General features: G+C 73.2%; 19 protein-coding genes. 8 read left to right on the top strand and 11 right to left on the bottom strand.

Going from position 1 to position 23,355, the window contains the following annotated elements:
- Nucleotides 1-106: 106 nt before the first annotated feature.
- Complete coding sequence (locus ABT048_RS00605) at nt 107-1,924, top strand: NAD-binding protein (RefSeq protein ID WP_350519068.1); 1,818 nt, start codon at nt 107-109, stop codon at nt 1,922-1,924.
- Nucleotides 1,925-2,076: 152 nt separating this feature from the next.
- Here ABT048_RS00605 and ABT048_RS00600 read toward each other — a convergent pair whose 3' ends face one another.
- From ABT048_RS00600 to ABT048_RS00570, 7 genes are all read right to left on the bottom strand, one after another.
- Nucleotides 2,077-2,862 (bottom strand): enoyl-CoA hydratase, encoded by a 786-nt coding sequence (locus ABT048_RS00600; RefSeq protein WP_350519067.1) that lies wholly within the window; start codon nt 2,860-2,862, stop codon nt 2,077-2,079.
- A 137-nt stretch (nt 2,863-2,999) separates the two neighbouring features.
- Nucleotides 3,000-4,115, bottom strand: a complete 1,116-nt coding sequence (locus tag ABT048_RS00595) for an enoyl-CoA hydratase/isomerase family protein (RefSeq protein WP_350519066.1) — start codon at nt 4,113-4,115, stop codon at nt 3,000-3,002.
- A gap of 252 nt (nt 4,116-4,367) precedes the next feature.
- Nucleotides 4,368-5,588, bottom strand: a complete 1,221-nt coding sequence (gene fahA, locus ABT048_RS00590; RefSeq protein ID WP_350519065.1) for a fumarylacetoacetase — start codon at nt 5,586-5,588, stop codon at nt 4,368-4,370.
- The gene (locus ABT048_RS00585) at nt 5,585-6,520 is read right to left on the bottom strand and encodes a hypothetical protein (protein WP_350519064.1); all 936 of its coding nucleotides are present in this window, start codon (nt 6,518-6,520) and stop codon (nt 5,585-5,587) included. The genes fahA and ABT048_RS00585 overlap by 4 nt, the downstream gene beginning before the upstream one ends.
- Nucleotides 6,517-7,719 (bottom strand): homogentisate 1,2-dioxygenase, encoded by a 1,203-nt coding sequence (locus ABT048_RS00580; RefSeq protein ID WP_350519063.1) that lies wholly within the window; start codon nt 7,717-7,719, stop codon nt 6,517-6,519. The genes ABT048_RS00585 and ABT048_RS00580 overlap by 4 nt, the downstream gene beginning before the upstream one ends.
- A gap of 42 nt (nt 7,720-7,761) precedes the next feature.
- On the bottom strand, nt 7,762-8,976 hold the full coding sequence (gene hppD, locus ABT048_RS00575) for a 4-hydroxyphenylpyruvate dioxygenase (protein ID WP_350519062.1): 1,215 nt from the start codon (nt 8,974-8,976) through the stop codon (nt 7,762-7,764).
- 241 nt (nt 8,977-9,217) lie between these two features.
- Nucleotides 9,218-10,666, bottom strand: a complete 1,449-nt coding sequence (locus tag ABT048_RS00570) for a phosphoribosyltransferase family protein (protein ID WP_350519061.1) — start codon at nt 10,664-10,666, stop codon at nt 9,218-9,220.
- Nucleotides 10,667-11,050: 384 nt separating this feature from the next.
- On the opposite strand from ABT048_RS00570, the gene ABT048_RS00565 reads away from it, so the two are divergent.
- The 4 genes from ABT048_RS00565 to ABT048_RS00550 are packed head-to-tail and all read left to right on the top strand — an operon-like array spanning nt 11,051 to nt 12,927.
- Nucleotides 11,051-11,524, top strand: a complete 474-nt coding sequence (locus tag ABT048_RS00565) for a hypothetical protein (RefSeq protein ID WP_350519060.1) — start codon at nt 11,051-11,053, stop codon at nt 11,522-11,524.
- Entirely contained in the window at nt 11,521-11,931 is a 411-nt protein-coding gene (locus ABT048_RS00560; protein ID WP_350519059.1) for a pirin family protein, read from the top strand. Before ABT048_RS00565 ends, ABT048_RS00560 begins: the two co-directional genes overlap by 4 nt.
- 49 nt (nt 11,932-11,980) lie before the next feature.
- The gene (locus tag ABT048_RS00555; protein WP_350519058.1) at nt 11,981-12,646 is read left to right on the top strand and encodes a cupin domain-containing protein; all 666 of its coding nucleotides are present in this window, start codon (nt 11,981-11,983) and stop codon (nt 12,644-12,646) included.
- Between the two features lie 53 nt (nt 12,647-12,699).
- Nucleotides 12,700-12,927, top strand: a complete 228-nt coding sequence (locus tag ABT048_RS00550) for a hypothetical protein (protein WP_350519057.1) — start codon at nt 12,700-12,702, stop codon at nt 12,925-12,927.
- Between the two features lie 226 nt (nt 12,928-13,153).
- On the opposite strand, the gene ABT048_RS00545 is transcribed toward ABT048_RS00550, so the two are convergent.
- Nucleotides 13,154-15,247 (bottom strand): sensor histidine kinase, encoded by a 2,094-nt coding sequence (locus ABT048_RS00545; RefSeq protein WP_350519056.1) that lies wholly within the window; start codon nt 15,245-15,247, stop codon nt 13,154-13,156.
- A gap of 280 nt (nt 15,248-15,527) precedes the next feature.
- Between ABT048_RS00545 and ABT048_RS00540 the strand changes: the two genes are divergently transcribed.
- Nucleotides 15,528-16,220: a response regulator gene (locus ABT048_RS00540; protein ID WP_350519055.1), complete on the top strand. Its 693-nt coding sequence runs from the start codon at nt 15,528-15,530 to the stop codon at nt 16,218-16,220.
- A gap of 269 nt (nt 16,221-16,489) precedes the next feature.
- On the opposite strand, the gene ABT048_RS00535 is transcribed toward ABT048_RS00540, so the two are convergent.
- Nucleotides 16,490-18,190, bottom strand: a complete 1,701-nt coding sequence (locus tag ABT048_RS00535; RefSeq protein WP_350519054.1) for an acyl-CoA dehydrogenase family protein — start codon at nt 18,188-18,190, stop codon at nt 16,490-16,492.
- 58 nt (nt 18,191-18,248) lie between these two features.
- On the bottom strand, nt 18,249-18,803 hold the full coding sequence (locus ABT048_RS00530) for a PadR family transcriptional regulator (RefSeq protein ID WP_350519053.1): 555 nt from the start codon (nt 18,801-18,803) through the stop codon (nt 18,249-18,251).
- A 236-nt stretch (nt 18,804-19,039) separates the two neighbouring features.
- Here ABT048_RS00530 and ABT048_RS00525 point away from each other — a divergent pair, with 236 nt between their 5' ends.
- Entirely contained in the window at nt 19,040-19,495 is a 456-nt protein-coding gene (locus ABT048_RS00525) for an SPW repeat protein (protein WP_350519052.1), read from the top strand.
- A 124-nt stretch (nt 19,496-19,619) separates the two neighbouring features.
- Here ABT048_RS00525 and ABT048_RS00520 read toward each other — a convergent pair whose 3' ends face one another.
- Nucleotides 19,620-21,026, bottom strand: coding sequence for a class II fumarate hydratase (locus ABT048_RS00520; RefSeq protein WP_350519051.1), 1,407 nt, complete (start codon nt 21,024-21,026; stop codon nt 19,620-19,622).
- Between the two features lie 322 nt (nt 21,027-21,348).
- On the opposite strand from ABT048_RS00520, the gene ABT048_RS00515 reads away from it, so the two are divergent.
- The gene (locus tag ABT048_RS00515; RefSeq protein WP_350519050.1) at nt 21,349-23,346 is read left to right on the top strand and encodes a cholesterol oxidase substrate-binding domain-containing protein; all 1,998 of its coding nucleotides are present in this window, start codon (nt 21,349-21,351) and stop codon (nt 23,344-23,346) included.
- The last annotated feature ends 9 nt before the right edge of the window (nt 23,347-23,355 follow it).

Raw genomic sequence — 23,355 nt, 5'->3', positions numbered from 1 at the left:
GCCGGATTCGGCCGTTCAGGGCTGTCGGATAAGGCCGTTCGGGGGATCCGCCGCGGCCACCGGAATGACATCCTCCGGACACTTGCCGTCGATATCATCCGGCGGTATGACTTCTGAAGGGTGGGGGACCCCTCCGGTCGAGCCGATCAGCCAGCACTACATCGTCTGCGGGGGCAATGCGCTGGCGCACCGACTGATCCTGGAGCTCGTCGAGCACTACGAGGTCCCGGTCGTCGTCCTGGTCGCCGACCGGACCCGCGACCACGCGCCGCGGATCGAGCAACTCGACGGCGTCGCCGCGGTCGTGGAGTACACCAGCATCACCGACGAGGCCCTGCGGGCGGTGTCCATCGGCACCGCCCGCGGACTCGCCCTGGTGGAGGGCAGCGACCAGGAGAACATCCACGCCGCGCTCAGCGCCCAGAACCACAACCCGGACATCCGCATCGTGTTCCGGATGTTCAACCAGCGGCTCGGCGAGAACATCGAACGGCTGCTCAGGAACGGCGCCGCGCTCTCCGGATCGGCCACCGCCGCCCCGGCGTTCGCCGCCGCCGCGCTCGGGCGGCCCAACTCGGTCGAGATCGAGGGGCGTTACCTGCACATCGCGTTCGACGACGCCATCACCTCCGACCGGATCTGCGTGGTCGCCGACCAGATCGACCGGCAGGACCTCAGCAGGATCAGGCTGCTGCCCGCGCAGCAGGGCGACTCGGCCGAATTCGTCCGGCTCGCGAGCGAGTTCGGCGACGACGGGCCGATCCGCCCCGGCGGGGTACGGCGCGAACCGGTGCCCGAGGCCGGCCCCGGACCGGAGGAGGAACCGGGCGGCACCGCCGCGCTGCAGGTGCTGCCGATCGAGCCCCGGGAGCCGATCGACTGGCGGCGGCGGTTGCGCTGGCGGCTGCTCGACACCATGCGCTTCTTCACCAGCGCCCGGATGCGGCTGGTGCTGCTCACCGCCCTGGCCGCCGTGCTGATGTCCTTCGGCGTGCTCTGGTACCTCAACCGGGACTTCGGCTGGACCGTCTACGTCTCGCTGCTCGACCTGGCCGGTGCGGCCCAGCCCGACCAGCTCGCCGACATCGCCGCCGGGACGGGCACCGGAGGGCTCTGGCAGCGGGTCGCGCAGGTGGTGATCACCATCTGCGGGATCACCTTCGCACCGGTCGCCACCGCCATCGCGGTCGAGGTGCTCGGCTCCGGACGGCGCGGTCAGCCGCGCAACCCCGGGGCGGGCACCCGGGACCACGTGATCGTCGTCGGGCTGGGCAACGTCGGCACCCGCGTCGCGACCCAGCTGCACGACCTGGGCGTGCCGGTGGTCTGCATGGAACGGGACCCACAGGCGCGTGGGGTCGCCGCCGTCCGGGCGCTCGGGATCCCGGTGGTGATGGGCGACGGCCCGTTCGAGGAACAGCTGCGCCGGGCCCGGCTGAAGCACAGCCGGGCGCTGGTGGCGGTCAGCGGCGACGACGCCACCAACCTGGAAGCGGCGCTGGAGGCGCGGCACGGCAATCCCGAAGTCCGGGTGGTGGTGCGGCTGTTCGACGACGACTTCGCCGGGCACTTCTACAAGACCCTGGACAACGCGGCGTCGCGGTCGGTCTCCTACCTGGCCGCGCCGGCCTTCGCGGCGGCGCTGATGGGGCGCGAGGTGCGCGGGACGCTCTCGGTGTTCCGGCACGCGCTGCTGATCGCCGAGCTGACGGTGGAGGACGGCAGCGGGCTGATCGGCCTGAACCGGCACGACCTGGAGGACCCGGGCGGCGTCCGGGTGATCGCCGTCCGCTTCGCCCGCGGCGCGCAGCTGCAGTGGGGCCTCCCGGACCGCACCCGGCAGCTCGCGCCCGGCGACCGCATCGTGGTCGCTGCCACCCGCAGCGGGCTCGCCCGGCTGAACACGGTGGCGCTGGAGGAGTGACTGCGCGGAACGGGTGGTGACGGGTGGGACGGGCGGTGGCGGGTGTGCTGGGTGACGGGTGAGGGTCGACAGACTTCAGCTGACAGATTTCATCATCTGAAATCTGTCAGCTGTCGTCCGTCGGTCGTCGTCCGCCGCTGGTCAGCGGTTGGTCAGCGGTTGGTGAAGGACGGCGGGCGCTTCTCGGCGAAGGCCGCCATGCCCTCCTTCTGGTCCGCCGTGGCGAAGGCCGCGTGGAAGAGCCGGCGCTCGAAGCGGACGCCCTCGGCGAGGGTGGTCTCGAACGCCCGGTTGACGCTCTCCTTCATCATGACCGCCGCCGGAGCGGACATCGCCGCGACGGTCTCGGCGGTGGCCAGGGCCTCGGCGAGCAGCTGGTCGGCGGGGACGATCCGGGAGACCAGGCCGGCCCGCTCGGCCTCCTCGGCGCCCATCATCCGGCCGGTCAGGCACAGCTCCATCGCCTTGGCCTTGCCGACCGCCCGGGTGAGCCGCTGCGAGCCGCCGATGCCCGGGATCACACCGAGCTTGATCTCCGGCTGCCCGAACTTCGCGGTGTCCGCGGCCAGCAGGATGTCGCACAGCATCGCCAGCTCGCAGCCGCCGCCCAGCGCGAATCCGGCCACCGCCGCGACGACCGGCTTGCGCAGCGCACCGAGCCGGTCCCACGGACCCAGCCAGTCGTCCAGGTAGACGTCCGGGAACCGGTTGCCCTGCATCTCCTTGATGTCGGCGCCGGCCGCGAAGGCCTTCTCCGAGCCGGTGATCACCAGACAGCCGATCTCCGGGTCCCGGTCGAATGCGGTGGCGGCCGCGACCACCTCGTTCATCAGCTGGGTGTTCAGCGCGTTGAGCGCCTTGGGCCGGTTGAGCGTGATCAGCCCCACCCGGCCCTTGCGCTCGACCAGGATCGTCTCGTAGGTCTCGGTCTCGGTCATCGCCGTCGACTCCCATGTCTGCTGCTCGGCGCCGCGCGGGCGCGCCCTGACCACCCAACGATCTACGACGTGCCCTGTTCCGCGCCAGTCTTGACATGCGAGACGCCGGTCACGGGGCCGGGAGACGGCCCGGAGGGTCAGGCCAGGCCCAGCTCGTCGCCGTCGCGCGGGGCGAGGAAGCGGGCGACGTCCGCGTCCGTCACTCCGGCGAGGGTGGCGGGCTCCCAGCGCGGGTTGCGGTCCTTGTCGACCACCTGGGCGCGGATGCCCTCGACCAGGTCGTGGCCGTCCAGCGCGGCGCAGGAGACGCGGTACTCCTGGTCGAGCACGGCCTCCAGGGAGGGGAGCGTACGGGCCCGGCGCAGCGCGGCCAGGGTGGCCTTGACCGCCGTGGGGGAGTTCGCCAGCACCAGCCCGGCGGCCTCCTTCGCCTCCGCGACACCGGAGTTCAGCAGGCGCTCGACGATCTCCTCGACGGTGTCGGCCGCGTAGCAGGCGTCGATCCAGGCGCGTTGCCCGGTCAGGGCGGCGGGCGGTGCGGGCTCGGTGTGCGCGGTGACGACCGCCCTGACGGCGGCGGTGGCGGCGGCGGTATCGGCGGTGGTGTCACCGGCCCTGGTGCCGCCCGCCATGGCGTTCGCGGAGGTGCTGCGGGCGAGGGCGTCGAGCAGTTCCGGGATCCGGGCCGACGGCACGTAGTGGTCCGCGAACCCGCACAGCAGCGCGTCGCCGGGGCCCATCGAGGCCGAGGTCAGCCCGAGGTGGATGCCCAACTCGCCCGGCGCGTGGGCGAGCAGGCGGCTGCCGCCGACGTCCGGGACGAGCCCGATCCGGGTCTCGGGCATCGCGACGGTGGAGCGCTCGGTGACGATCCGGATCGCGCCGTGGGCGGACAGGCCGACGCCACCTCCCATCGTGATGCCGTCCATCACGGCGACGTACGGCTTCGGGTACCGGGCGATCAGCGCGTTCAGCCGGTACTCGTCGCGGAAGAACGCCCGGGTGCCGGCTCCGCCCGCCTTGGCGTCGTCGTGCATCGCGCGGATGTCGGCGCCCGCGCAGAGGCCGCGTTCGCCCGCGCCGGTCAGCACCACGGCGCGCACCCGGTCGTCGGCGGCCCAGTCGTCCAGCGTCGCGCGCAGGGCACCGATCATGCCGTGGGTCAGCGAGTTGAGCGCCCGCGGACGGTTCAGCACGATCCGCCCGATCCCGCTCTCCAGGAATGCCTGGACCTCTGCCACCTCTGCGCTCATCGGGCCCGCTCCCGTCCCCTCGGTGATGGACTTCCGCCGCCCACCGTACCGGGGAGGCCGGGCCGTTGTGATCACCTGGCCGGAGATCGTTCCCGCCCGCGGCCGCCGGCGCGGTGCGGCACAGCGGATGACGGCAGGCGACAGACGGATGACAGCTGACAGATGATGAAATCTGTCAGCTGTCATCCGTCATCCGTCGCCTGTCGGCTGTCACCCGTCGTCCGTCATGTGCCCGGGTGGGGGCAGCCGTCGCTACGCCCGCACCCGCCCGGTCACCTCGCCGAAGCCGACCACGGCCCCGTCCGGCCCGGGTGCGGTGGCGGTGATGGCGACCTCGTCGCCGTCCTCCAGGAACGTCCGGGTCGTGCCGTCCGGGAGCTTCACCGGCTCCTCGCCGTTCCAGGTCAGCTCGATCAGCGCACCCCGGGTCTCCGGCTCCGGCCCGCTGACCGTCCCCGAGGCGAACAGGTCCCCGGTGCGCAGCGAGGCGCCGTTGACGGTCATGTGGGTCAGCTGCTGCTGCGCCGTCCAGTACATGGTGGCGAACGGCGGGCGGGAGACCGGGTGCCCGTTCAGCCGCACCTCCATCGCCAGGTCCAGGCCCCACGGCTCGCCGTCCCGGTCGTCCAGGTACGCGAGCGGCTCGACGTCGCGCTCCGGCGGCGTGACGCGGGCGTGCTGCAGGGCGTCCAGCGGGACGATCCACGGCGAGATCGAGGTGGCGAAGGACTTGCCGAGGAACGGGCCGAGCGGCACGTACTCCCAGGCCTGGATGTCGCGCGCCGACCAGTCGTTGAGCAGACAGACACCGAACACGTGCTCGCGGAAGTCGGCCAGCGGGACGGGCTTGCCCAGTTCGGACGGCGTGCCGACGACGAAGCCGACCTCGGCCTCGATGTCCAGCCGGCGCGAGGGCCCGAAGCTCGGCGCCGGGTCGGCGGGCGCCTTGCGCTGCCCGTGCGGCCGCACCACCGGCGTGCCGGAGACCACGACCGTGCCCGCCCGCCCGTGGTAGCCGATCGGCAGGTGCTTCCAGTTGGGCGTGAGCGGCTCCGAGCCCGGGCGGAAGATCCGGCCCAGGTTGGTGGCGTGGTGCTCGGAGGCGTAGAAGTCGACGTAGTCGGCGACCTCGAACGGCAGGTGCAGTTCGACCTCGGCCACCGGCAGCAGGGCCGGCGACAGGGCCTCGCGGAAGGACTCGTCCGTGAGCCACGTGGTGAGGTCCGCCCGCACCCGGGTCCAGACCGGCCGCCCGGCCGCCATCAGCGGGTTGAGCGAGTCCGCGTCCAGCAGCGCGGAGGGCGCACCGGCCGCGCGGGCCGCCGCCCCGGCGTCCAGGACGAAGTCCCCGACGCGCACGCCGATCCGGCGCCGCCCGGGCTGGTCGGCGGCGGTGAAGACGCCGTACGGCAGGTTGTGCACGCCGAACGGCGAGTCCTGGGCGCTGGCGAGCCAGCTGCGGGGGGTGGTCAACGGTCCTCCTGGTGCGGTGGAGTGGGCGACGACAGCAGGCCGAGCGAGGCCAGGTCGCCCAGGGGCTCGGCGATGCTGCAGGTGCCGAACGCGGTGAACGAGTTGCGGATCACCGTAACCTGACGATCAGTCAGTGCACGCACCGCCTTGGCGAGGGCCTCGCCGTCGCGCTCCGCCAGCACCTCCGCGGCCGCGGCCCGGTCGGTCTCCTGCGCGGCCAGCAGCACGTTCAGGAAGCCGTGGTGCTCGAAGCCGGTCTCCGGGTCGGTGTGCCGGACGGCGTTGTGCAGTCCGGCGGTGCACTTGTAGGGGAGTCCGCGCTGCGCGCAGCCGGTGAGGAAGGCGGCCAGCTCCGCCTCGTCCGGGAACGCCTCGGCGACCAGCCCGCCGGTGCGGAACTTCGCCCGGTACGGGCTGTCCACCAGCACGTCCAGGACGGCGTCCAGGTCGTCCCCGCGCAGGAGTTCGCGCGGCAGCTCGACGGCGGCCGGGACGTCCGGCGGCAGCAGCCGGTCCAGCTCGGCGACCGCCTCGGCGGCGTCCCGGGTGGCCAGTTCGACACCGGCCAGGTCGAACGACGCGGCGGCGGCGAGCGCCCGGGCGAGCTCGGCGCTGCCCCCCGGCAGCACCAGCCCGACCCTGAGCCGCGAGTCGCCGCCCGCGCCCGCCGGACCGCCCGTGGCGGCCGGACCCGTCGCGCCCGCTGCGCCCGCCGGACCGCCCGCGGCAGCCACCGCCGCGGCCAACTCGCCCAGCCGGCCCGCCCCGCACAGGAGCGGGCCGACGGCCTCGGCGTACCAGGCCGCGCGGTGGACGCGGTGTGCGGGCACGGCCTCGGCGACCGGCAGGTTCCCCGGTGGGAACACCGCCGCGTCGTCGAAGAGTCCGTGGAACAGCTCGGGGATGACACCCCCCGACGGCAGTCCGCTCATCGTCCGGGCCCCCGACCGGCCCAGGTCCAGGCGTAGTTGGCGTCCTCGCTGGCCCGCCCGCCCTCGCCGAGCTCCAGCGGGCGGAAGGTGTCCACCATGACGGCGAGCTCGTCGAAGAACTCCGCGCCGATGCTGCGCTCGTACGCGCCCGGCTGCGGCCCGTGGGTGTGCCCGCCGGGGTGCAGCGAGATGGAGCCCTGGGCGATGCCCGAGCCCTTGCGCGCCGCGTAGTCGCCGCCGCAGTAGAACATGACCTCGTCGCTGTCCACGTTGGCGTGGTAGTAGGGCACCGGGATCGACAGCGGGTGGTAGTCCACCTTGCGCGGGACGAAGTTGCAGATCACGAAGTTGTTGCCCTCGAACACCTGGTGGGCCGGCGGCGGCTGGTGGATCCGGCCGGTGATCGGTTCGAAGTCGCTGATGTTGAAGGCGTACGGGTAGAGGCAGCCGTCCCAGCCGACCACGTCGAAGGGGTGGTGCGGCACGGTGTAGCGGGTGCCCGCGATCCCGTTCGGGCCGCGGTGCTTGACCAGCACGTCGACGTCCCCGGGCGCGTCCACGACCAGCGGGCCGACCGGCCCGCGGAAGTCCCGCTCGCAGTACGGCGCGTGCTCCAGCAGCTGCCCGTACTTGGACAGGTACCGCTTCACCGGGGTGATGTGGCTGTTCGCCTCGATGCAGTACGCGCGCAGCGGCTCGTCGCCGGTCGGCACCCAGCGGTGGGTGGTGGCGCGCGGGATGATCACGTAGTCGCCCTGGCCGACCTCGATCGAGCCGAACACCGTCTCGACCGTGCCCGCGCCGGACTCCACGTACACGCACTCGTCGCCGAGCCCGTTGCGGTACAGCTCGCTGGGGGCCCCGGCGGCGACGTACGAGATCCGCACGTCGCCGTTGCCGAGGACCAGCCGACGGCTGCCGACGACGTCCGCGGACTTCCACTCCTGGCCCGCGAACAGCTCGTGCAGCTTGAGGTGACGGGGGAGCAGCGGGTGGTTGGGCACCGTGGACTGGTCCGGCAGCTCCCAGGGCACCGCGTTGACCACGGCCGAGGGGATGCCCCGGTGGTAGAGCAGCGAGGAGTCCGAGGAGAACCCCTCTTCGCCCATCAACTCCTCGTAGTACAGCCCGCCTTCGGGGGTTCGGTGCTGAGTGTGCCGCTTGGGCGGGATGCTGCCCAGCTGCCGGTAGTACGCCATCTCCGTGGTCCTCCTCGACCGTCCGTCAGAGCTCTCCGACGCTCACAGGTTGCCGCGTCGGTCCTGCTCGCGCTCGATCGACTCGAAGAGCGCCTTGAAGTTGCCCTTGCCGAAGCCCAGCGAACCGTGCCGCTCGATGAACTCGTAGAAGACGGTCGGGCGGTCGCCGATCGGCTTGGTGAAGATCTGCAGCAGGTAGCCGTCCTCGTCGCGGTCGACCAGGATGCCGCGCTTCTTCAGCTCCTCGATCGGCACGCGCACCTTGCCGATCCGCTCGCGCAGCTCCGGGTCGTCGTAGTAGGCGTCCGGGGTGTCGAGGAACTCGACGCCGCGCGAGCGCAGCACGTCCACGGTGGTGAGGATGTCGTTGGTGGCGAGCGCCATGTGCTGGCAGCCGGGGCCGGTGTAGAACTCCAGGTACTCGTCGATCTGGGACTTCTTCTTGGCGATGGCCGGCTCGTTGAGCGGGAACTTCACCCGGTGGTTGCCGCTGGCGACGACCTTGGACATCAGCGCGGAGTACTCGGTGGCGATGTCGTCGCCGACGAACTCGGCCATGTTCACGAAGCCCATGACGCGGTTGTAGAACGACACCCACTCGTCCATGCGGCCCAGCTCGACGTTGCCGACGGCGTGGTCGAGGGCCTGGAAGAGGCGCTTCGGCGAGCCCTCCGGGTGCTTGACCTTGCTCTGCGCGACGACGTAGCCCGGCAGGTACGGGCCGTGGTAGCGGGAGCGGTCGATCAGGGTGTGGCGGGTCTCGCCGTAGGTGGCGATGGCCGCGCGGCGCACGGTGCCGTTCTCGTCCGAGACGTCGTTCGGCTCCTCCAGGACGGTGGCGCCGGTCGCGCGGGCGTGCTCGATGCACTTGTCGACGTCCGGGACCTCCAGGGCGAGGTCGACGACGCCGTCGCCGTGGCGGCGGTGGTGGTCCAGCAGCGGGCTGTCCGGCTGGACGCCGCCCTTGATCACGAAGCGGCAGGAGCCGGAGCGGAGCACGTACGCCTTGCGGTCCCGGCGGCCGGTCTCCGGGCCGGAGTAGGCGACCAGCTCCATGCCGAACACGACCTGGTAGAACTGGGCCGTCTGGGTGGCGTTGCCGACCACGAAGACGACCGCGTCCTGGGCCGTCACCGGGAACGGGTCGGTGGCCTGGTCGTGCTCGACGAGGCCGACGAGGCGGCGCAGCTGGTCGGCGTCAAGACCGGCCTCGCGCTCCTCGGGGGTCAACTCAAGGGCGTGGGACTGCGTGGTCATCGCTCGTTCCTCCACTTCGGGCCTCGTCTTCGAGGCTTCCGCTGGATCGCGGCCGCACCGCGTACGGGTGGGCGGTGTGGTTGCGGAGAGCTTGCTCCTGTCGGGGTGGTTGGGCAACAGGTCGGTTTTTCACTGCTCAATGTGTACAAGCTGGTCAGGATTTCCCGCCTCGCACTGCGCAAAATGTGCTGCCGCTTCCCGGGGATACACGAAGTCTGCGCAATCACCGTCGAGGGGTCGTTCACGGGTTCCCGGCCCCGGGACCGCGCTCGGGGAGGTGGTGCAGGAACCAGTTCCGGGCCAGCTCAGCGACCTGGTCGAGGGTCCCGGGCTCCTCGAAGAGGTGGGTCGCGTGCGGCACCACCGACAGTTCACTCTCGCAGCGCAGCCGACTCCCGGCCCGCCGGTTGAGGTCGAGCACGGTGGTGTCCAGGGAGCCGACGACGAGCAGCGTCGGGGCGCTCACCCGGCCCAGGACCTCGGCCCCGGCGAGGTCCGGGCGACCGCCCCGGGAGACCACGGCGCGCACGGCCGGGCCCAGCTCGGCGGCGGTGTGCAGCGCGGCGGCGGCCCCGGTGCTGGCGCCGAACAGGCCGAGCGGCAGGCCGCGGGTCTCGGGCACGGTGGCGGACCCGGGCGGGGCGTCGGTCCCGGGCACGGTGCCGGACTCGGGCGGGGCGTCGCTCCGGGGGTTCAGCTGCCGGGCGACGGCGGTCAGGCGGGAGCCCAGCAGTCCCACGTCGAAGACGTTGCGGCGGTCCGCTTCCTCGGCCTCGGTGAGCAGGTCGAACAGCAGCGTGGCCAGCCCGGCACGGTTCAGGTACTCGGCGACGTACCGGTTGCGCGGGCTGTGCCGGCCGCTGCCGCTGCCGTGCGCGAAGACCACGACGCCCCGCGCGTCCGGCGGTACGGTCAGCCGGCCCGCGAGCAGGACCCCGGCGGCGGGCAGGACCAGCTCGCGGTCGACCCCGGCGGAGGCCGCAGCCGGGCTCCCCGGATCCGACTCCCGCTCCCGTTCCCGTTCCTGCTCCCGGGCCCGGGCCTCGGAGAGCAGCCGTAGCACCTCCGCGTCCTCGGTCTGCGAGAAGTCGGCGTAGAACTCGCCGATCGCGAAGAACGGGGACGGCGTGTCGACGCAGACCAGCTCGTCGGCCACCTCCTCCAGGCGGTCCGTCCAGTCCCGGGGCGCCACCGGCACGGCGAGCACCACCCGGGCCGCGCCCCGCGCCCGGACGATCCGGCAGGCCGCCCGGGCGGTGGACCCGGTGGCGATGCCGTCGTCCACCACGACCACCGTGCGTCCGCGGACGTCCGCGCTCGGGCGGTCGCCCCGGTAGCGGCGGGCCCGGCGCTCCAGCTCGGCGCGCTCGCGCCGCTCCACCTCGGCCAGTTGACCGTCGGTGACCGAGGCGAGCCGGATGACCTGTTCGTTCAGCACCCGCACGCCGTCCTCGCCGATCGCCCCCATGCCCAGCTCGGGTTGGTAGGGCACGCCGAGCTTGCGGATCACACAGATGTCCAGCGGCGCGTCGAGCGCCCGGGCCACCACGGCGGCGACCGGCACCCCGCCCCTCGGCAGCGCCACGACGACGGTCCCGGGGCCGCCCACGTGACCGAGGCGTGCGGCCAGCCGCCGTCCGGCGTCGGTGCGGTCGGCGAAGTGCGTGAAGTGGGTTCCGGTGACGTGCATGACACGGCCTCCGGTTCCACCGTACGTCGTTCCGGGCGGCACGCGCGGGTGCGGCCGCGGACGCGTGCGGCCCGGGCGGGACGGCGCGGACGGCAGTCGGCAGGGTCGGGCCGGGCGCGCACCGGGAGGGGTCCCCGGCCGGGGCGGGAGCGGCCCGGGACGGGGCAGGAGCAGCCCGGGATCCGACCGGGATCGCGCCGGGCCGGGGCCGGGATCGGGCCGGGCGGGGGCCCGGATCGGGCCGGGCGGGGGCCGGGATCGGGCCGGGATGCGGTCGGGAGCGGGACGGGACGCAACCCCCGTGTGGGCGGGACAGCGGGCGGCGCACCGTGGGTCGCAGAGGCGGACCGAAGGGTCCGCCGGTGACCGGAAGGAGCGCCCGACATGCCGGGCACCGTCATCACCGATCTCCGCCGACGCGGCGCCGTGGACCCCGGCCGCCTGCTCGCGGGACCGCTGCGCGGCGTCGGCCTGCAGCGGCTCGAACCGGGCCACAGCACCGAGGTGGCCGCCGACGGCGTCGAGCACGCGCTCTACGTCACCGCCGGATCCGGCCTCGCCGAACCGCCCGAGTACGCGGTACGGCGGGACGCCTCGCCGGAGGCCCACGACCCCGAGCGGTGCGACGCCGAGCCGTACGAACCCGAGCCGTGTGACGCCGAGCCGCGCGACGCCGAGCAGTACGAACCCGAGCCGCGCGACGCCGGCATCCCGCTCGTCGAGGGCACCGCCGTCGTCCTCCCGCTCGGCACCCGGACCGTCCTCACCGCCGGCACCGCCGGGATGGAGTACTTCCACGCCGTCCTGACCGTTCCCGCCGGCGTCCGCACCTCCACCAGCGGAGATGAACCCGCATGATCGTCACCACCGACACCGGCGCCGCCATGGTCGTCCTCGGCCCGAACGGCGAACGCGTCCGGATCCGCTCCCTGGCCCGCCGCTCGATGCTCACCAGTGCCTGCGAGGCCTTCGACCACCTGCGGCTGAGTCCGGGCGCCCACCACGTGCTGACCGGCCGGCCCGACGCCGAGACCGTCCTGCACGTGCTGCGCGGCGCCGCCGTCGTCGGCCGGCTCTCCGACGAGCCCGACCACCTGGCCTCGGAAGGCGATCTGCTGCTGGCCCGCCGGGGCCGCACGCTGCAGCTCGAAGCCGGTCTGCTGGGCGCCGAACTGCTCTGCCTTACCCTCGCCGTTCCCCGGCGCGGCGCCGGCACCGGGGCCGTTCCGGCCCGCCGCCGCGCCGCCCGCCGTGACCGGCCCTGACCCTCCTGCCCGTCCCGGACCGTACGTCCTCCGTCCGAGGAGACCTCTCGTGATCGTCGTACCCGCCGCCGTCCCCCGCACGGCACCCGTCCTCCGGCGGCTGATCGACCCGGACCAGCGGCCCTCGGTCCGCGCCGGGCTGACCGTCGAGACCCTGCCGCCCGGCGTCCGGGTCGACCAACTCCCCTTCGAGACGGCCGAGTCGGTGACCGTGGTGCTCTCCGGCCGGCTGGAAGCGGCCGGCCGGATCCTCTCCCCGGGCGAGGCGATGCACCACCGGCCCGGCAGCAGTTGCCGACTCACCGCCGTCCGGGGCGCGCCGACCACCGTGCTCACCGTCCGTCCCACCCCGTCCCGGGGTGCCATCCCGGCCCAGCGCTCGGGCCCGGAGTCCGCCAAGGCCTGGCGGCAGGTCGACGTGGGCGTCGTGGACCTCGACCCCGGCGGCCTCTGCGGGCCGTACGAGGACCGTGCGGCCGACGCCTTCCTGCTGGTCCTGTCCGGGGCCGGTGCCTTCCTCGGCGAGCTCGGCGAGGTGCCCGTGCGCACCGGCGACCTGGTCTACGTCAGGGCGCACGAGCGCTACGGCCTGCGGGCCGGATCGCACGAACCGGTGACCGTCGTGCTGGGCCGGATCGGCGCCCCCGGCGCCGAGTCGGGACCGGAATGGGACATCAAGCCCATGCGCTCGGGGCGTGTTCGTCCGCAGAGTTGAACGTGATCGATCGACCACGACCGGTCACTCGGAAGAATCGGGAGTACCTCCTCATGGCAACCAACACCACGACCACGGCGATCTGCGCGGCCGGCGTGCTGGCAGGCCTGATCGCGGCGGCCATGGCGCTGCGCAGCGCGTGTTCCGCCTCCGCCTCCGCCTCGGCATCCCGTCGCCGTTCCGCCCTGTCTCCCGTCGTGACACCGAACGGCGGTGGTGGCATCGGCTGCAAGCTCGGCAACTGCGGAGTGCCGCCCACCCCGCCCGGACCGGACGCCTGACCCGGCTCGCTCTCGGGCGACTCGTCGGGGCTGGCATCCGACGGGCGGCGGCCGACGGACAACGAATAACAGATGACAGGGAACAGATGACAGACTTCGAAATCTGTCATCTGTTCTCTGTCGTCTGTTCTCTGTCATCTGTTCGGCGTTACCTGTTCCCGGTATGTCTGCACCTCCTCGCCCGCCCCCCCGGCACCGCTCGCCCGGCACCGCCCAACACCGCCCGTCACCGGTCCGCCGCCGCCGAGCGCGGCAGCACCGCCAGCACCTGGGTGCCCCCGTTCGGCGGAAGTGCGCGGACGGTGCAGTGCCCGCCGATCTCCGCCGCCCGGTCCGCCATCGACCGCAGGCCCACCCCGCTGCCGTCGGCCGGGGAGCCGCCGTCCGCCCGGTACCCCACCCCGTCGTCCTGCACGGTCAGCGTCAGCGCCTCCTCGTCCGCCCGCAGCGTGATCCGCGCGGTCCGCGCCCGGGCGTGCCGCAGCACGTTGTTCAGGGCCTCCGCCGTGATCCGGTACGCCGCGACCTCCACCGCCGCCGGAAGCTCCGGCAGCGGGTCCGGCGAGACCTCCGCCGTCACGGTCAACCCGGCCCCGCCGAAGGTGTCCGCCAGCTGCCGGACCGCCCGGGTCAGCCCGAACTCGCCGAGCGGCGCCGGCCCGAGCCGGTCGGTGATCCGGCGGACCTCCTTGATCGTCAGGCCCAGGCCGTCGGAGACCCCGCGCAGCGTGTCCGCGAGCCCGTCGGCCGCCGAGGTGGCCGCGTTGTCCACCCGCAGCCGCAACCCGGCCAGCGCCGGACCGAGCCCGTCGTGGATGTCCCGCCGCAGCCACCGCCGCTCCTCCTCCCGCGCGGCGACGATCTGCTCCCGACTGGCCTGCAGGTCCTCCTGGAGCCGCAGCGAGGCGACGGCGGGCGAGGCCTGGTCGGCGAGCGAGCGCAGGATGTCGATGTCGCTGGCCTCCAGGCGTTCCTCGCCGTCGCGCAGTCCGACAGTCAACTCGCCGATCGGCAGCCCGTTGTGGACCAGTGCGAAGTCCTGGCTGCGCCCGTCCAGCCGTCCGGCGGTGGCCAGGGTGCGCCGCCCGGCCCGGGTGGTGACGGCGAGGGTGACCCCGGGCAGCCGCAGCTCCTCGGCGACCGTCGCGCACAGCGCCGCCGGCAGCCGCGCCGGGTCGACGACCTGGCGCACCCGGCCCGCGAGCGTCCGCAGCACCTGGTACGGCTGCGCGCGCTCGCCGTAGTACAGCCGGTCCACCAGGGCGACGACCCGCCGCGCCGCCCGGGGCAGGGCCGCGCCGAGCGCGTACACCAGGGCGATCAGCAGCAGCGCCGCCCCGCCGCGCCCCGGCAGCAGCCAGGTGGAGAGCACGGCGGCGGCCACCACGAACAGCCCGGTGACCCCGGTGCCCAGCAGCAGCCCGATGAGGACGCTGCGGGCCGCCCGGTCGAGCCGCCAGCCGTGGTCCCGGATGACCAGGACGGCCACCGCGACCGCCCAGACCAGTCCCGCGGCGGCGAACAGCGAGTAGCTGAGCCAGTAGTGCTCCTCGAAGTTCCGCGAGTACAGGTCCTGCATGCCGGCCCAGAGCAGGTAGGCGCCGAGCATCGCCGCCACCCGCAGCCGGTGCCGACGCATCTCGCCCTCGTCGCCCGTCCGGCGGCGCGGACGCAGCAGACGGGTCAGCAGGACGACGGTCACGATCCCGATCAGGCATTCGCTGACCAGCAGGTCGCGTCCGCCGAGGGCGTCGGTCACGACGCCGAAGAAGTGCGCGGGCGGGTTGCCGGCCAGCGGGTTGGGCCGCCCGAACTGCATGGGGCGGTCGAGCCGTTGGGACATCTCCGGGACCACGAACAGCGCGACGGCGCCGATGTACCACCACCAGCGCCGGGTCGTCAGCCGGCCGTCGGGTAGCCAGAGCGGGAGCACGTAGAAGATCGTCACGTTCACCGAGCTGCAGAGCGCGGCGAAGGCGGCGACGGCGGCGACGATGCCCGGGTCGGCGATCTCGACCGAGACGGGTGCCGCCGCGGCGTCCGGCAGGATCTCGGTCAGCGCGTAGACGAGCAGCACCCAGCCGAGCGGGTTGCCGGGGCGGTGGGCGTGCAGCAGCATGCCGGCGCCCGCGGTCGGGAGGGCGTAGATCAGGTTGCCGAGTTCGTCGCGCGGTTGGTGCACGCCCGGATCGCCGAGGTGGACGAGCACGTAGCAGATCCACACCGTCGAGGCGACGACGCAGAGCGCCGTGGCGAACGCGGCGGCGGTCAGCTGCCGTTGGGCCGGGGAACGGCGCCGGACGGAGGTCACCGTGGTCATGGCACCACCTCGCAGACGGGCTGGGCCGGTGGGGCGGACTCCGGTGGTGCGAACCCCCCCGGCGGTACGGATTCCCGGTCGGCGAGCCGGTCGGCGGCGCGAACCGAGCCAGGTTCCAGTCTCGACGGCCCGGTGTCCCGGGCGCCTGAGGCAGTGGTCTCGGATCCTGCTCCCGATCCTCGGTTCCGGTGCCGGATCGGTTCCCGCACCGCCCGCCACGCGGACGACTTCCGAGCATGTCACGGAAAGTAGCCGATTTGCTGCTGGTAGTGTCGGCCGTGTGGATGAAGAACAGCCGTTGGCACCCTCGGGCCCGGGCGGCGCAGCGCCCGTCCGTGTACTGATCGTCGACGATCACCCCCTCTTCCGGGAGGGGCTCAAGGCGGCCCTGGAGAGCGCCGCGGGCGTCCTCGTGGTGGCCGAGGCCGAGCGGGTCGCCGACGTGCCGGAGGCGGTCGCCCGGCACCGTCCGAGCGTGGTGATCATGGACCTCTCGCTGCCCGACGGGTCCGGGCTGGAGGCCGTCCGCCGGCTCGCCACCCAGGAGGCACCGCCACCGGTGCTGATGCTGACGATGTCGGACGACGACGGCAACCTGCTCGCCGCGCTCCAGGCGGGCGCGCGCGGCTACCTGGTCAAGGGGGCCGGGCGGGAGGAGGTGCTGCACGCCGTGCGGACGGTCGCCGCGGGTGGTGCCGTGTTCGGCGGCGAGGTGGCCGGACGGATCACCGCCCTGCTGGCGGGGGCCCGGATGCGCGAGGCGGGGCAGCTCTTCCCGGACCTCACCGCCCGCGAGGCGGAGGTGCTGGACCTGGTGGCGCGCGGGCTCGACAACCGGCGGATCGCCCGGGAGCTGGTGGTCGCGGAGAAGACCGTGCGCAACCACATCACGCACATCTTCGAGAAGCTGCACGTCGCCACCCGCGCCGAGGCGGTCGCCCGGGCCCGCGACATGGGCCTCGGCGACGGCTGAGACAGCGACGACCGGGCGGCTGGCCGAGACGAGGCCCGGGGCGAGGCCCGGGGTGAGGCCCCGGGGCGGGCGCCGAGCCTCCCGGACGGGGCGACCCACGGGGCGGACCCGCGGACACCGAACCGGGGGTGCCGGTCCGCCGACCGGCACCCCCGGGGGTCCTTCCCATGACTGCTGCCGCAGTCGCGCTCTCTCAGTCACGCTCCCGCAGTAGCGCTCCCGCAGTAGCGCTCTCTCAGTCGCGCTACCTCAGGGCGCTGCGGCCGTCGTTACGGCTGCATCTCGTACGCGCCCGAGAGCGCCGCGACCTGCTCCCACACCCGCGCGGCCCGCGCCGCGTCGGACACCGGCCGGCGCACGTTCGCCAGCGCCCAGGCGGCCTGCTCCTCGGTGGTGGAGGCCTTGCCGTGCAGCTCGGTGGCGTGCGCGGAGAAGTCGCGGACCAGGGCGTCGAAGAGCTGGTCCAGGACGTCCGCGTCCAGGCCGGTCGCCTCGGCCTGCTCCAGCACCAGCTGGCCGTAGACGATCAGCGCGAACAGCTGGCCGATCTCCAGCAGGAAGTCCAGGTCCGCCTGCTGCTCCTTGCTCGGCGCGTGGCTGAGCAGCAACTCGCAGAAGCCGTCGGCCTGTTCGCGGAAGCGGGCGACGTTGGGCAGCTGCGCGTGGCGGTCGTAGGCGGCGCGCCAGTCGTGGAAGCGGATCGCGCCGAGGCCGCGGGCCGGGCCCTGGCGGAACAGGAAGGCGTCGTCGGCCGCGTCCAGGCGGGTCGGCACCGGGGCGTAGTCGGCCGGGGCGAACAGGTAGTTGCCCATGAACTTGAGGATCAGCGCCAGGTTGACGTGGACGGTGCCCTCCAGCTTCGGCAGGCCGCGGATGTCCTTCGCCGCCTTGTCGAAGTAGGTGTCCGCCTCGAAGCCCTTGGCCGCGATGACGTCCCACATCAGGTCGATGACCTTCTCGCCCTCGGTGGTGACCTTCATCTTGGTCATCGGGTTGAACAGCAGGTACCGGCGGTCCTCGGGGGAGGCGGTGCGGAAGTAGTCCACGGCCCGCGCGCTGAACAGCTTCATCCCGGCCAGGCGGACGTACGCGTCCGTCAGCTCCCGCTTGACGTGCGGGAAGTCGGTGACCTTGCGGCCGTACAGCACCCGGTTGTGGGCGTGCGTGACGGCCTCGTACATCGCGTGCTCGCAGATGCCGACGGAGGCGGTGCAGAGGTTGAACTTGCCGACGTTGACGGTGTTCAGGGCGGCGTCGAAGGCGGCCTGGCCGGTGTGCAGCACGTCCTCGGCGCGCACCGGGTAGTCCTCCAGGCGGAACTCGCTGACGTACATCTGGGCGTTCACCACGTTCTTGACCAGGTGGTACGCCTCGTGGCGGCTGTCGGCGGCGAAGAAGACGTAGCCCTCGGGGCCCTCGACGTCCGAGCGGCGGCCGAACACCGAGACCAGGCCGGCCACGTTGCCGTTGCCGATGTAGTACTTGGAGCCGGTCGCGGTGAAGCCGCCCTCGCCGTCCGGGGTGAGGATCATGTCGGTGGAGTAGATGTCGGCGCCGTGGGTGCGCTCGGAGAGGCCGAACGCCATGACGTGGCCCTCCGCCAGGAGCTTGGCGGCGCGGGCCCGGACGGCCTCGTTCTCGCTCTGCCAGACCGGGCCGAGGCCCAGGATGGTGACCTGCCAGGTGTACCAGTAGCCGAGGCCGTAGAAGCCGAGGATCTCGTTCAGCTCGGCGATCCGCGCGGTGTCCCAGCGCTTGTCCGGGTCGGCCGCGGACGGGGTCAGGAACTCCGCGAACAGGCCTTCCTTCGCGGCGAATTCGAGGAAGTCGGCGTACCAGCTGCGGTCGATGTAGGTGTCGATCAGCGCCTTCTTGCCGCGGGACTCGAACCAGTCCACGGTCGCGCGCAGCAGCCGGCGGGTCGGCTCGTCGAACTGTGCGGGGTCGTAGGTGCGCGGGTTGAAGAGCATCGAGGGCTCCCTGGGGTCGAGGGTGTGGGAAGCGGGTGGAAGGTGCGGTGCCGACGGGTCAGGACGGCCGGTCGGCGGCGAGGCGGCGCAGGGTGGCGAGCACGTCGTCGAGCCAGGCGAGGGTCATCCGCTCGTACTCCATGCCGCCGCGCAGCACCACGTGCTGCAGCTCCTGGCGGGCGTCGAGCGCGTCGAGGTCGGGGAAGTCCCGTTGCTCGCCGTGCAGGTAGCGGGCGAGCAGGGCGGCGTGCCCCTCGCGGTGGCGTTCGACCTCGGAGATCAGCGCCGCCGGGTCGTCGAAGGCGGCGGCCCGGATCTTGACCGCGAGTTCGTGCCGGACGGTCTCCGGTTCGACCGGCTTCCGCAGCCAGCCGGCCAACGCGGCCCGCCCGGCCTCGGCGGCCGAGTAGACCTTCTTGTCCGGGCGCCCGTCCTGGGCGACCTCCTCCGCGGCGACCCAGCCGTCCGCCTCCATGCGCCGCAGCACCCGGTAGATCTGCTGGTGGGTGGCGGTCCAGAAGCGTCCGATCGAGCGGTCGAAGCGCCGGGCCAGCTCGTAGCCGGAGCCGGGCTGCTCCAGCAGCGAGACGAGGATCGCGTGCTCCAGTGCCATGACCCGCATCCTGCTATGCAACGAGTTGCATAGGCAATGGCGCCCTGCGGGGTTGAGACGCAGGTCACCGGCGTGATCGGATGGTTATCGATCATTCCGGACTATCGGGTGCAAAACAGTAGAGAAGGGACAGAATGGGTACGGGGCATGCGCCTTCCGGGTGACGGAGGACAATGCGCCCCGCGGATTCCGGACCACAGGAGGTGGTATCGGTGGCAACCCATATCCCGACGGGCATGGAGCACCATCCGGACATCGTCGAACTACGAGAGCACTACGAGCGGGTCACCTCGACCCCCCGGGCCCAGGGCGTCGAAGCCCTGGCCGTACTGGCCGGCCTCTTCCTGGCGGCATCGCCGTGGATCGTCGGCTTCACCGCGTTCAGCACCCTGACCGTGACCTGCCTGATCGTCGGACTGGCCTACACGGTGCTGATGGCGGGCTACGGCACGGCCTACGAACGCACCCACGCGAGGGCCTGGGCGGCCACGGCGCTCGGCGCCTGGACGATCATCTCTCCCTGGGTCATCTCCGGATCGGTCGCCCGGGGCAAGAACATCGTCACCTGCATCATCGTCGGCGCAGTGATGTTCCTGCTCGGACTCGCGGCGATCTCGATGGCCACGATCACGGCGAACGGAGCAGCGATGCGGCTCGGCCGGGCCGGTCGGGCCGGCGGAACCAGGGGCTGATCTTCCCCGCAGCCCTTCGTCCGGGGCGCGGCGGGACCACCTCCCACCGCGCCCCGGCGCACGTCCCACGCACCTCCCGCGCACCTCCGGGGCCGTCCCCGGGCGCCCGGGTGCCCCGGGGCGGCTACGGGCGCGTCATCCGCAGCACGTCCAGCGCCTCGTCCAGCTGCTCCTCGGTGAGCCTGCCCTGCTCGACGTAGCCCCGCTCCAGCACCACCTGACGGATGGTCTTGCGCTCGGCCAGCGACTGCTTGGCGACCTTCGCGGCCTCCTCGTACCCGATGTACCGGTTCAGCGGGGTCACCACCGACGGCGAGGACTCCGCGTACTCCCGGGCCCGTTCGACGTTGGCGGTGATGCCGTCCACCGTCCGGTCCGCCAGCAGCCGGGCGCTGTTGGCCAGCAGCCGGACCGACTCCAGCACGTTGCGGGCGATCACCGGGAGCATCACGTTCAGCTCGAAGTTGCCGCTCGCGCCGGCCAGCGTCACCGTCGCGTCGTTGCCGACCACCTGGGCGGCGACCATCAGCACCACCTCGGGCAGCACCGGGTTCACCTTGCCCGGCATGATCGACGAACCGGGCTGCAGGTCCGGCAGGTTGATCTCGCCGAGCCCGGTGCGCGGGCCGGAGCCCATCCACCGCAGGTCGTTCGCGATCTTCGTGAACCCGACCGCCACCGTGCGCAGTTGGCCGCTCAGCTCGACCAGGGCGTCCCGCGCTCCCTGCGCCTCGAAGTGGTCCCGGGCCTCGGTCAGCGGCAGGTCGGTGACGCGGGCCACCTCCGCGATGACCGCGGCCGGGAAGCCGGGCGGGGTGTTGATGCCGGTGCCCACCGCCGTACCGCCGAGCGGGAGTTCGGCCACCCGGGGAAGCGTGGCCAGCAGCCGCTCCCGCCCGTGCCGCACCTGCGCCGCGTAGCCGCCGAACTCCTGGCCCAGCGTGACGGGCGTGGCGTCCATCAGGTGTGTGCGGCCCGACTTGACCACCTCGGCGAACTCGACGGACTTGCGCTCCAGCGCCTCCGCCAGGTGCTCCAGCGCCGGGATGAGGTCGTGCGTCACGGCGGCGGTGGCGGCGATGTGGATCGAGGAGGGGAAGACGTCGTTGGACGACTGGCTCGCGTTGACGTGGTCGTTCGGGTGGACGGGCCGGCCCAGCCGCTCGCCGGCCAGGGTGGCGATCACCTCGTTGGTGTTCATGTTGGACGACGTGCCGGAGCCGGTCTGGAACACGTCCACCGGGAACTCGTCGTCCCAGCGCCCCTCCGCGACCTCCTCGGCCGCCGCCACGATCGCCTCCGCCGTCTCCTCGTCCAGCACCCCCAGGCGGGCGTTCACCCGGGCCGCGGCCGCCTTGATCCGGGCCAGCGCGGCGATGTGCGCGCGCTCCAGCCGCTGGCCGGACACCGGGAAGTTCTCCACCGCCCGCTGCGTCTGCGCCTGCCACTTCGCGGCGGCCGGCACCCGCACCTCGCCCATCGAGTCGTGCTCGACCCGGTACTCCTGCGGCTTCGCCTGCTCGTCACCCATCGCGCGCTGCACCTCCTGTACGGGCCGGTCGGCCCGGAACGGATCTCCGATCACGACAGCCGCGAGCGGGGCCCGGGTATTTCCGACACGGCCGGTCGGGTTCTCGGCCGGTTCCGCCTTCCTGCCGCCGCCCCCGTACGCCCCGCGCCGAGGCCCCGGGCCGATCGGGCCGAACTCACTCGAACGAGTGAGTCACCGGGTGGACGCTTCAAACCGGCGTGCGGTGCTTCGTACGCTCCTCCCCGGGCCGAACCGACAGTCGGCCCGACCCGGACAGCCGTAGCTCGGCCCGGGGGGACCAGCGCGAGGGGCGGACGGACGGATGACCAGCGGACACGGCACGGCGGGCACGGCGGGCGGGGCGGCTTCGGCGGGCAGAAGCGGTGGTGCGCGGCACCGGGGGAGCGGCGCCGGGAGCGGCCTCACCCGCCGGCAGCTGCTCGGGGCCTCGGCCGCGCTCGGCGGCGCGGCCTGGATACTGCGCGGCACCGTCGGGCCGGACAGCGCCCGGGCCGCCGCGCCCGTACCGCCCGGACTCCCCGCCGACACCGAGCTCTACCAGCGGGTCTTCGAGAACTGGTCCGGCGAGGTCCGCACCGACCAGTTGTGGACCTGCGCGCCCCGCACCCCCGAGGAGGTCCCGGCCCTCGCGGACTGGGCGCACGCCAACGGCTGGCGCCTGCGGGCCACCGGCTACCGGCACACCTGGGCACCGCTCACCGTCGCCGACCGGACCCCGGAGAGCGCCCGGGTCCTGCTCGTGGATACCAGCCGACACCTCACCGCCGTCACCGCGGACTCGCCCACCACCGTGCGGGTGCAGACCGGCGCCACCATGGAGGCCCTGCTCGCCCACCTGGCCGACCGCGGCCTCGGCCTGACCGCCTGTCCGGCCCCCGGCGAGATCACCGTCGGCGGCGTGCTCGCCATCGGCGGCCACGGCACCGCCGTCCCGGCGGCGGGGGAGGTGCGGCCGGACGGGCACGGCTACGGCTCGGTGAGCAACCAGGTCGTCCGGCTCACCGCCGTCGTCCTCGACCCCGCCACCGGCCGCTACGCGCTGCGCACCTTCGACCGCTCCGAGGCCGACAGCGCCGCCTTCCTGGTGCACCTGGGCCGCGCCTTCCTCACCGAGGTCGTCCTCAGGGCGGGCGCCGACCGGCCGCTGCGCTGCGTCAGTCGGCTCGACATCCCGGCGAGCGAGCTCTTCGCCCCGCCGGGAGCCGGAGGTCCCGCCGGTTCCGCCGGTTCCGCGGGTTCCGCCGGGGGCACCGCGGGCACCGGGTCGGGCGGAGGCGGCGGGCTGCTCGGGGGGCTGCTCGGCGGACTTCTGGGCGGTGGCGGCCCGCGGACCTTCGCCGAGTTCGTGGAGCGCGACGGCCGGGCCGAGGCGATCTGGTTCGCCTACACCGACTATCCCTGGCTCAAGACCTGGAGCGTCGCCCCGACCGAGCCGCTCGGTTCCCTCGCCGTCGACCACCCCTACAACTTCCCCTTCTCGGACAGCGTTCCGGAGCCGGTGGCCCGACTCGCCGGCCAGATCGTCTCCGGCGCCTGGGGATCGGCCCCACTGTTCGGCCAACTCCAGTACCTCGTGGCGAAGGTGGGTCTCACCGGCGATGTCACGGACGTCCTGCTCTCCGGTGGGCTGATCCGCGGTCTGCTCACCGGCGACGTCCTCACCCACCTGCTCGCGGGCGGTTTGCGCTCCGACCTCTGGGGCCCCTCGCGCACCCTGCTGCAGTACGTCCGCCCCACCACCCTGCGGGTCACCGCCAACGGCTACGCGGTCCTCGCCCGGCGCGCCGACCTGCAGTGGGTGGTCAGCGAATTCGCCGCGTACTACCGGCAGTTGCTCGCCGAGTACCAGGCCCGGGGTGAGTACCCGGTGAACGGGGCGGTGGAGATCAGGGTCACCGGCCTGGACGACCCGGCGTACTCCGGCGTCCCCGGCGCCCGGCCCCCGCTGCTGTCCGCGCTGCGCCCGCGCGCCGACCGCCCGGAGTGGGACACCGCGGTCTGGCTCGACGTCCTCGCCTTCCCCGGCACGCCCGGACTGGAGCGCTTCGCCCGGGACCTGGAGCAGTGGCTGCTGCGCACCTTCGACGGCACCCGGGCGGGCCTGCGGGTCGAGTGGTCCAAGGGCTGGGCCTACACCGCCGACGCCGCCTGGTCCGACCGTGACATGATCGACCGGGTCATCCCCGCCGGCCTGCGGGCCGGCGGCGGGCCGGGCTGGGACGAGGCGGTCGCCGTCCTGGACCGGTACGACCCGCACCGGGTGTTCGGAAACCCCTTCCTGGACGGCCTGTTGAAGTGAGGCCAGCCG

The sequence above is a fragment of the Kitasatospora sp. NPDC096140 genome, assembly GCF_040303045.1.
Taxonomy (GTDB): domain Bacteria; phylum Actinomycetota; class Actinomycetes; order Streptomycetales; family Streptomycetaceae; genus Kitasatospora.
The sequence above is the reverse complement of the archived record's forward strand: the minus strand, read 5'-3'. Positions and strand labels throughout refer to the sequence as shown.

Excerpts from the sequence above, each read along its gene's own strand:
- ABT048_RS00605 (WP_350519068.1), top strand. The coding sequence starts at position 107 with ATGACTTCTGAAGGGTGGGGGACCCCTCCGGTCGAGCCGATCAGCCAG.
- ABT048_RS00600 (WP_350519067.1), bottom strand. The coding sequence starts at position 2,862 with ATGACCGAGACCGAGACCTACGAGACGATCCTGGTCGAGCGCAAGGGC.
- ABT048_RS00595 (WP_350519066.1), bottom strand. The coding sequence starts at position 4,115 with ATGAGCGCAGAGGTGGCAGAGGTCCAGGCATTCCTGGAGAGCGGGATC.
- ABT048_RS00585 (WP_350519064.1), bottom strand. The coding sequence starts at position 6,520 with ATGAGCGGACTGCCGTCGGGGGGTGTCATCCCCGAGCTGTTCCACGGA.
- ABT048_RS00580 (WP_350519063.1), bottom strand. The coding sequence starts at position 7,719 with ATGGCGTACTACCGGCAGCTGGGCAGCATCCCGCCCAAGCGGCACACT.
- hppD (WP_350519062.1), bottom strand. The coding sequence starts at position 8,976 with ATGACCACGCAGTCCCACGCCCTTGAGTTGACCCCCGAGGAGCGCGAG.
- ABT048_RS00570 (WP_350519061.1), bottom strand. The coding sequence starts at position 10,666 with ATGCACGTCACCGGAACCCACTTCACGCACTTCGCCGACCGCACCGAC.
- ABT048_RS00565 (WP_350519060.1), top strand. The coding sequence starts at position 11,051 with ATGCCGGGCACCGTCATCACCGATCTCCGCCGACGCGGCGCCGTGGAC.
- ABT048_RS00560 (WP_350519059.1), top strand. The coding sequence starts at position 11,521 with ATGATCGTCACCACCGACACCGGCGCCGCCATGGTCGTCCTCGGCCCG.
- ABT048_RS00550 (WP_350519057.1), top strand. The coding sequence starts at position 12,700 with ATGGCAACCAACACCACGACCACGGCGATCTGCGCGGCCGGCGTGCTG.
- ABT048_RS00545 (WP_350519056.1), bottom strand. The coding sequence starts at position 15,247 with ATGACCACGGTGACCTCCGTCCGGCGCCGTTCCCCGGCCCAACGGCAG.
- ABT048_RS00535 (WP_350519054.1), bottom strand. The coding sequence starts at position 18,190 with ATGCTCTTCAACCCGCGCACCTACGACCCCGCACAGTTCGACGAGCCG.
- ABT048_RS00530 (WP_350519053.1), bottom strand. The coding sequence starts at position 18,803 with ATGGCACTGGAGCACGCGATCCTCGTCTCGCTGCTGGAGCAGCCCGGC.
- ABT048_RS00525 (WP_350519052.1), top strand. The coding sequence starts at position 19,040 with ATGGAGCACCATCCGGACATCGTCGAACTACGAGAGCACTACGAGCGG.
- ABT048_RS00520 (WP_350519051.1), bottom strand. The coding sequence starts at position 21,026 with ATGGGTGACGAGCAGGCGAAGCCGCAGGAGTACCGGGTCGAGCACGAC.
- ABT048_RS00515 (WP_350519050.1), top strand. The coding sequence starts at position 21,349 with ATGACCAGCGGACACGGCACGGCGGGCACGGCGGGCGGGGCGGCTTCG.